This is a genomic window from Nonomuraea sp. MG754425, from assembly GCF_021699195.1.
Lineage (GTDB): Bacteria > Actinomycetota > Actinomycetes > Streptosporangiales > Streptosporangiaceae > Nonomuraea.
In genome coordinates this window covers 1-8,009 of record NZ_SSXE01000300.1, presented here as the reverse complement: position 1 = coordinate 8,009, position 8,009 = coordinate 1, and the positions used below count along the sequence as shown (strand labels likewise).

The following is an 8,009-nucleotide window of genomic DNA, read 5'->3' as shown; positions in this document are numbered from 1 at the left end:
GTCGGGGGCGACCCGCTCCGTCCAGGTGAAGGCGAGCAGGCCGGCCGCGGCGGGCCAGTAGCCGAGCCGCCGCGGGTACGGACGGCGCGGGCGGTCGGGCAGCAGCCGCAACGGGTTGAGCGTCCGCCACACCGGCCCGAGCAGCAGCGACGCGGGCACCAGCCCCACCCAGAAGAGCACGTAGACGAGGTACGGGCCCGCGTTCTCCGTATCCGGCCCGAGCACCAGCCACCCGGCGGTGTAGCCGGCGGCCAGCAGCGTCAGGACGCGGGCGGGCTGCCGCAGCGGGCCGAGCCGCAGCGTGACGGGACGGCCCGCCAGGTCGCCCCGGAAGCGGGAGTCGGCCCAGAGCAGCCCGAGCGCCAGGAACGACACGACCAGCGCGGCGAACGCGCCCGCGTAGGCGTAGAAGAGCGGGATCGGCAGGTCGGAGCGCTCGCCGACGCCGTGCGCGAGCACGGCGGCCGGGAACGCGGGCGGCCTCACCGGACCGCGAGCTGGGTCAGCACCAGCTTGCCCGCGTGCGTCTCCACCTGGAAGACGCCGGTCAGATCGGCGGTGAAGCGCACGGTCGCGGGCACCCCCGGGCGCAGTTCGGCGGCCCGGTCGTAGCCGTGCACGTGCACCTCGTCGGCGACGTCGCTGGTGACGGTGATGCTGACCGGCTGCCCCCGGCGCGCCTCCAGCCAGCCGGGAGGCGGGCTCACCCGGCCGCCCGTGACGGTGATCTCGGCGCTGACCTCGCCGGTGGCCGGGCCGCCCGGCGCGGCCGTCGCCACCTCGTGGCTGTTGCCGGGGTCGCGGTGGGTCTGCGACAGCGGCCCGCACGCGACGGCCAGCAACGCCGCCAGCAGGGCGCACCACAACCGGAAGAGCGCCGACGCCGCGAACCCGAGCCTCATGCGGACGCTCCCGCCGCCGGCTCCTCCGCCGGTTCCTCCGCCGGGCGGGCCCGTGCCGGCGCGAGCGCCACCACCGCGCACAGCACCCAGAGCCCGGTCACCAGCCCCCTGATCCACCCCGGCCCCAGCGGGACGACGGGGATCAGGTACACCAGCCGGTCGAAGGCGTCCGCGCAGGCCAGCACGCCCAGCACGATCGTCAGCCAGCCGAACGCCGGCCGCGCGGCCCGCAGCGCCGAGCCCAGGCACAACCACCACGCGCCCATGAGCAGCAGCGCCAGCCCGGCCTGCGTGGCGCTGGACAGGGCCGCGGCCACGACGTCGAGCGTCAGCCCCAGGACGCCGGCCGCGGTGCCGGCCAGGATCAGCCGGCGTCCGCGCGGGCCGGTCACCTGCCGCGACCGCCGCCAGAACAGCACCGCGAGCAGCGCCAGCACCACCGATCCGCCCAGCGCGAGCTGCGTCTCGACCTTGCCCAGCCCCGTGGCCCCGAACCAGTCGCACCCGGCCGGCAGCCGGGCCTCGGAGGCGCTGAAGTCGGCGCACAGGTACAGCTTGACGAGCTTGACCGGCTCGGCCAGCAGCCGCCGGGTGCCGCCCGACAGCTCCGGAGCCGTCGCGCCGCACACCGGCAGCACGACGGGCGAGGACGCGCCCGTGTCCCCCTGCCAGCAGTTGCCGGTGCCCTGCCCGTCCCACCACACGTCCAGGCCGTTCGGCCGCCGCTCGCCCGCCGGGCCGACGCCGAACACGTTGCCCTCGTAGCGGTTGAAGTCGGAGGTGTCGGCCTGCTTGGCCAGGTCGCTCTCGCCCCTGATGAACGCCGGCACGCCGAACAGGTGGAACCCCGCCCGCCGGTGGCCCCAGACCTGGTTGTTCGCGAAGACGTTGTAGTTGCCGCCCGCCACGATCACGCCCGTGCCCGGCGGTACGCCCACCTGCGAGCACACCACGCCGCGCTCGTAGCCGCGCTCGGCGGGCGGCTTGGCGCAGGTGCCGTCGCGGGTGTGCCGGTAGTAGTCGCGGTTGTTGTCGTAGATCTTGTTGTTCTCGAACCTGGCGTGGTTCTGCGGCAGGCCGGGGTGCGAGGGCCAGAGGCTGTCCATCGTGGCGCCGACCATGTTGTCGTAGAACTCGTTGTCGTGCACCCACAGCGAGTCGCCCGCGGTGCCCGAGTAGCCGAGCGCGTTGTCGTGGCTCTTGCAGCGGCGGATCTCGATGGCGTACCGGGGGACGTCGTGGCCGCGGCCCTCGTTCAGGTTGGAGGCGCTGCCGGGGTAGAGGCCGCCGTCGCCGTTGCCGTACGCCTCGCAGTCGGTGTACAGGCCGTGGTCGCTGGCGAAGGTGAGGAAGCCGTACTCGTCGTTCCAGCGGGTCAGCACGCGATCGATGACGAACCCGTCGGTCTCCAGGACGTACAGGGAGTTGAACGTGGTGCGCTGGGCGGTGAGGTTCCTGAAGTAGACGCCGTCGGCCCGGTCGGCGCGGATGGCGTTCAGCTTGCTGTACTCGGCGTCGATGACGACGTCCAGGGGGCCGGCGCCGGTGCCCTCGATCTGGAGGTCCTGCTTGCCGAGGATGGCGACGAGGTTCTGGTTGTGCGGGCACCGGGACTGCTGCTCGTAGGTGAGGATCTGGTAGCCCCAGGTCGACCAGCGGGCGGGCAGCCGGGCGCAGTCGCCGGTGGGGGCGGGCCGGCTGGGCTCCTCGCGGTAGAGGCCGGGCAGGAGGGCGATCGTCATTCCGGGACGCCGCACCTGGTCCACGGCTTCCTGTAAATGCCTAACCCCTTTTTCCTGACATTTTGCGAAAAGGTCGAGGTTGCGGGCTTTGAGGTCGGCCGGAAAACTCGCGATCCGGCGGGCGAAATCGGCTTCGTCGGTCTTGCAGACGATCAGATCGGGCTCGCCGGAGCGCAGGACCGGGACCGATCCGGAGCCGTCGGGGAAGGTGACCGGCCGCTCCTCGTGCGCCAGCGCCGGGCCACCCCCGGTCACCAGCAGGACCGACGCCACCGCGGCGATGGACGCGAGTTTTCGCACGAGGCCCATGGCCGGAGATTAGAACAAGGCTCACGTTCTGCCTAGGCCGAAGATCGGGAAAAGCCGTCTTTCCCTGACGGTGCGGCCTTTCTCAGGCGGGCGTCACGGGGCCATTCCGGCCAGCGCCGCGTCCACGACGCGCTCGGCCAGATCGAGCGGGAGGTCTCCGGCGGGGCCCCACTTGGCGTGCCAGAGCAGCGCGCCCGAGATCATCGACATGCCCATGTCGACGTCGAGATCGGGCCGGAGCTCGCCGGAGGCGACACCGCGCCCGATCACGGCGCGCATCGCCTCCCTGCGGGGCTCGACGGCCAGCTTCATGAAGCGGTCGAGCAGCCGGGGATAGCGGTCGGCCTCGCTCATCGCGATGTTCATCACGCAGCGGCTGCGGGCCTGCCCGTGCTCCCGGCGCATGGCATCGACCAGGGTGATCAGGTCGTCGCGCACCGACGTGCCGGACAGCGGCGGCAACGGCGCCTTGAGCGTGGCGAGGGCGTCGACGACCAGGTCCTCCTTGTTGGACCAGCGCCGGTAGATCGTGGTCTTGCCGACACCCGCCCGCGCGGCGATGGCCTCGATGGTCAGCTCGGACACGCCCATGCCCTCGCCGATCAGATCGAGGGTCGCCTCGATGATCGCCTTCTCGGCCTTCTCGCTGCGCGGACGGCCCGCGGGACGGGCGGTTCCGGTTTCCTGGATCGTCATCGCCGCCTCACCATACCTCGCCGGCGCGGGCGCGCCGGCTCTCGATGCGGGCGTCCGGGAAAGCGCTGCCCGCCGATCGCTCCATCGCCGGCTCGTCCCTCACCCGCGGGACGAGGTCAGCACCGGCTCCTTGTACTCGGAACGCCTGTCAGGACGGGTCTTCCCCGGCATCCACCAGGCAACCACCGCGATGCCGGCCAGCCCGATCCCGGCCGACACCAGCGCGGTGACGTGCATGCCGTCCACGAACGCGGTGAAGGCCGGCTGGATCAGCGCCTGCCCCCGCTCCCCCAGTTGCTGCGCGGCCGTCATGGTCGCCATGATCGACTCACCGGCCGTGTGCCGCATGTCCTCGGGCAGCGCGCTCAGCGCCGGGGCCATCGCGCCGCGGTAGCTGGACGACAGCACCGAGCCGAGCACGGCCACGCCGAGCGCGCCCGACACCTGGCGGACGGTGTTGCTCATGGCCGAGCCGACGCCGGCCTTCTCCCTGGGCAGCGACTCCATGATGGCGGTCGTCGCGGGCGGCATGATGTTGGCCATCGCGGCGCCCTGGACGAAGAAGACGACCTCGATGAGCACGATCGGGGTGTTCTGGTCCATGAACGCGTAGCTGGCCATTGCCAGCGTCACCACGACCATGCTGACGGTGGCCGCCAGCTTGGCGCCGAAGCGCTCGTTCACCCGCTGGCTGAGCGGCGCGAAGATGAGCTGCGCGGCGGCGAACGGGATCATCAGCGCGCCCGCCTGGATCGGCGTGAACCCCAGCACGATCTGCAGGTAGAACGTGAGGAAGAACATCCCGCCCATCATCGCGAAGAAGACGATGCCCATCATGCCGATGGCCGAGCTGAAGCGCACGTTGGCGAAGCTGCGCACGTCGAACACCGGGTGGTCGATGCGCCGCTCCCACCACACGAACACGCCCAGCACCGCCACCCCGAACAGCGTCGGGAGCAGCACCTCGGCGCTGGCCACGGTGCCGAGTTCGCCGCCGCGGATGATGCCGTAGACGACGGCCACCAGGCCGATGATGGACAGCACCACGCCGACCGGGTCCAGCCTGGACGGCTTCGGGTCACGCGACTCCGGCACGATGACCGCGATCAGCACCATGCTGATCACCACGATCGGCACGTTGATCAGAAAGACCGAGCCCCACCAGAAGTGCTCGATCAGCAGGCCGCCGGTGATCGGCCCGATCGCCACGGCGAGGCCCACCCCGCCGGCCCACACGCCGATCGCCCTGCCCCGCTCGGCGGGCGGGAAGATGTTCGAGATGATCGCCAGCGTGGCCGGCATGATCGCCGCGCCGCCGATGCCCATCGCCGCCCTGGCCAGGATGAGCTGCATCGGATCCTGCGCGTACGCGCTGGCCAGCGAGGCCAGGCCGAACAGCAGCATGCCGATGAACAACATGCGCTTGCGGCCCGTGCGGTCGCCGATCACGCCGAAGGTGAACAACAACCCGGCGAACACGAGGGTGTAGGAGTTGATCGCCCATTCCAGCTCGCTCTGCGTGGCGCCGAGCCCGACCGTCTCGTCGGCGATCGTCTTCATCGCCACGTTCAGGATCGTGTTGTCGAGCACCACCGCCAGCAGGCTGAACACCAGGACGCCGAGGATGCCCCAGCGGCGTGGATGTCCCGAGTTGGGGTCCATGAATGTCCTTAGTTTCGATACGTCAGAGTTTCGCTACGACAACGTATCGCAAGGCATTCCGATACGCAACGGTCCCGTTTCGTAAATAGGACGTGAACGGCCGCTCTCCTCCGGGCGACGGCCAAGGTGAGGCCCGGGGTGAGGAGCTGTTCTCACCCGTCCACGCGACATCCCGGGAGCGGCCCCCGCGCGCCCCCGGGATGGACGTGGACGCTCAGGGCGAGGTGACCGGGGCCGGTGCGGCCACGTCGGCCACCGGCCGCGCCACGGACGGCTCCGGCCGCCGAGGCCGGCTCCGCCAGAACGGCAGCGCGACCAGCACCATGGCCAGCCCCACCACCCCGGCCAGCACGAACCCCCACTCGGCCCCGCTGCCGTCGATCACCGCGCCGGCCACGGTGGACGCGACCGCGCCGCCGACCGTCAGCGCGGTGCCGTGGTAACCCATGGCCTCGCCGCGCGCCCCGCCGGGCACCCAGCGGGTGAGCACGTCGGCCGTGGCCGACAGCGACGGCGCGCACAGCAGGCCCGCGGGCAGCAGCGCCAGGACCACCCAGTACCAGCCGCCCCCGGCCAGCGCCACCGGGATGGTCAGCAGACTCATCGCGGCGATCAGGACCAGCGGCGAGAAACCCCGGGAAAGCCCGCCGTACACGAAACCGCCGGTGAGGGAGAACACGCACCAGATGGCCATCGCCAGCCCCACCCACGCCGTCTGGCCGGCCTCGTTCATGGTCGCGACCAGGGACAGCTCGCTCGCGGTGAGCACGAACGTGGCCGCCGCGGCGGTGCCGAGCAGCGCCGCGAACGACGGCGTGAGCCACTGCCGCCTGGGCACCTTCGCCCCCTGCTCCTCGGCCTCCTCGGCCGAGCGGGTCGGCGGGTTGAGCAGGAACAGGCTCACGCCCGCCACCGTCATGCCGACGCCGATGGCCGTCAGCGTGACGCCGCTGCCGGCCATGGTGATGCCCGCCACCGCGAGCGCGGGCCCGATCATGTACGACAGCTCGACCAGCATCGAGTCGAGGGCGAACCCGCTGCGCCGCTGGTCGAGCGGGACCATGGCGGCCAGGCACTGCCGGGTCACGCTGAACACCGGCAGCGCCAGCAGCCCCGCCAGCACCGAGGCCACGACCAGTGCCGGGAACGGCAGCGCCCACGCGCCCGCCCAGAACGCCGCCTGGGCCACCGTGGTGACGGCGAGCACCGGCCGCAGGCCGTGCCGGTCGACGAACCGGCCCGCCAGCGGCGAGCCGACCGCCATGCCGACCGTCCAGGCCGTCGAGATCAGCCCGGCCCTGGCGTAGCCCAGGCCCATCACCTGGGCCACGTGCATGATCAGCGCCATGCCCACCGCGGTCGTCGGCACCCGGGCCAGCAGGCCCACCAGCAGCAGGGTGGGGACACCCGGGATTCTGAGCAGGCGCCGGTAAGGATCGAGAGCCATGGTGTTCGTTACCTCCGCCCTCGATTGTGACAAGCGGGACCGACAGTTTCGCCACAGATTTTCGGCATATGAACGGCCCGTGACATCATCGGAGTGAGTCCGGGGACGCCACTGGGGCGCCTCGAGACGATTTCTGGAGGGTTGACATGTCCTCTTCAACCACGCTGTACGGTGGCGCGTCCGGGCGCAGGATCACCGTCCGCGACCTCGCCGCCGCCAAGGAGCGCGGAGAGCGGTGGCCGATGGTCACCGCCTACGACGCGATGACGGCGCGGGTGTTCGACGACGCGGGCATCCCGGTCCTGCTCGTGGGCGACTCGGCGGCCATGGTCGTCTACGGCTACGACTCCACCCTGCCGGTCACGGTCGACGACCTGCTGCCGCTCACCGCCGCCGTCGTACGCGGCTCGTCGCGCGCCCTCGTGGTCGCCGACCTGCCGTTCGGGTCGTACCAGTCCTCGCCCGCGCAGGCGCTGGAGTCGGCGGCCAGGTTCATGAAGGAGGCCGGGGCCCACGCGGTCAAACTGGAGGGCGGCCGGCGGATCCTGCCGCAGGTCGAGTCGCTGGTCTCGGCGGGCGTGCCGGTCATGGCGCACCTCGGGCTGACCCCGCAGTCGGTCAACGTCATGGGTGGCTACCGCGTCCAGGGGCGGGGCCAGTCGGGTGACGAGCTCATGTCGGACGCCAAGGACCTGGAGCGGGCCGGCGCGTTCTCGGTGGTGCTGGAGTGCGTCCCGGCGGACCTGGCGCACCGGGTGACGACGTCGCTCGCGATCCCCACCATCGGCATCGGGGCCGGAGCGGCGACCGACGCCCAGGTCCTGGTGTGGCAGGACCTGATGGGGCTGACGCCGCGACCGGCCAAGTTCGTCAAGCAGTACTCCGACCTGGCCGGGGAGATGGAACGCGCCGTACGGGCCTACGCCGACGACGTCGTGTCGGGGGCGTTCCCGGCGCCGGAGCACTCCTACACCTGATCGCACACCCGGCCGGCCGGGCGGTGCACTGCCCGGCCGATCCGTGCGCGTCATGCGGCCGGTCGCCGCGTGTGACATGTGGCCGAGCGGTGCGCCCCGCCCGGCCGATCCATGCGCACCGTGCGGCCGACCGGTGCGCGTCATGCGGCCGGTCAGCGTGTGTGACGTGTGGCCGACCGGTGCGCGTCATGCGGCCGGTCAGCGTGTGTGACGTGTGGCCGGGCGGCGTGTGTCGTGCCGACGGTCGGTGTGTGTCGTGGGCGGTGTGCTGGGC

At 71.8% G+C, this 8,009-nt stretch carries 6 protein-coding genes and 1 pseudogene; 1 reads left to right on the top strand and 6 read right to left on the bottom strand.

Features of this window, described 5'->3' with window-relative positions; translation table 11 throughout:
* From FAF44_RS50640 to FAF44_RS50615, 6 genes and pseudogenes are all read right to left on the bottom strand, one after another.
* Positions 1–486, bottom strand: a pseudogene (locus FAF44_RS50640) (hypothetical protein); the annotation flags it as partial.
* Positions 483–902, bottom strand: a complete 420-nt coding sequence (locus tag FAF44_RS50635) for a hypothetical protein (protein WP_237110662.1) — start codon at positions 900–902, stop codon at positions 483–485. The pseudogene FAF44_RS50640 and the gene FAF44_RS50635, both read right to left, overlap by 4 nt.
* Positions 899–2,953 (bottom strand): right-handed parallel beta-helix repeat-containing protein, encoded by a 2,055-nt coding sequence (locus tag FAF44_RS50630; RefSeq protein WP_237110661.1) that lies wholly within the window; start codon positions 2,951–2,953, stop codon positions 899–901. Before FAF44_RS50630 ends, FAF44_RS50635 begins: the two co-directional genes overlap by 4 nt.
* Positions 2,954–3,046: 93 nt before the next feature.
* Positions 3,047–3,649 carry a TetR/AcrR family transcriptional regulator gene (locus FAF44_RS50625; protein WP_237110660.1) on the bottom strand — a complete coding sequence of 201 codons (603 nt, stop codon included), beginning with the start codon at positions 3,647–3,649 and terminating at the stop codon, positions 3,047–3,049.
* Positions 3,650–3,748: 99 nt separating this feature from the next.
* Positions 3,749–5,311 carry an MFS transporter gene (locus FAF44_RS50620; protein WP_237110659.1) on the bottom strand — a complete coding sequence of 521 codons (1,563 nt, stop codon included), beginning with the start codon at positions 5,309–5,311 and terminating at the stop codon, positions 3,749–3,751.
* 214 nt (positions 5,312–5,525) lie between these two features.
* Entirely contained in the window at positions 5,526–6,758 is a 1,233-nt protein-coding gene (locus FAF44_RS50615) for an MFS transporter (RefSeq protein WP_237110658.1), read from the bottom strand.
* Positions 6,759–6,904: 146 nt separating this feature from the next.
* On the opposite strand from FAF44_RS50615, the gene panB reads away from it, so the two are divergent.
* On the top strand, positions 6,905–7,735 hold the full coding sequence (gene panB / locus FAF44_RS50610) for a 3-methyl-2-oxobutanoate hydroxymethyltransferase (protein ID WP_237110657.1): 831 nt from the start codon (positions 6,905–6,907) through the stop codon (positions 7,733–7,735).
* Positions 7,736–8,009 lie beyond the last annotated feature (274 nt).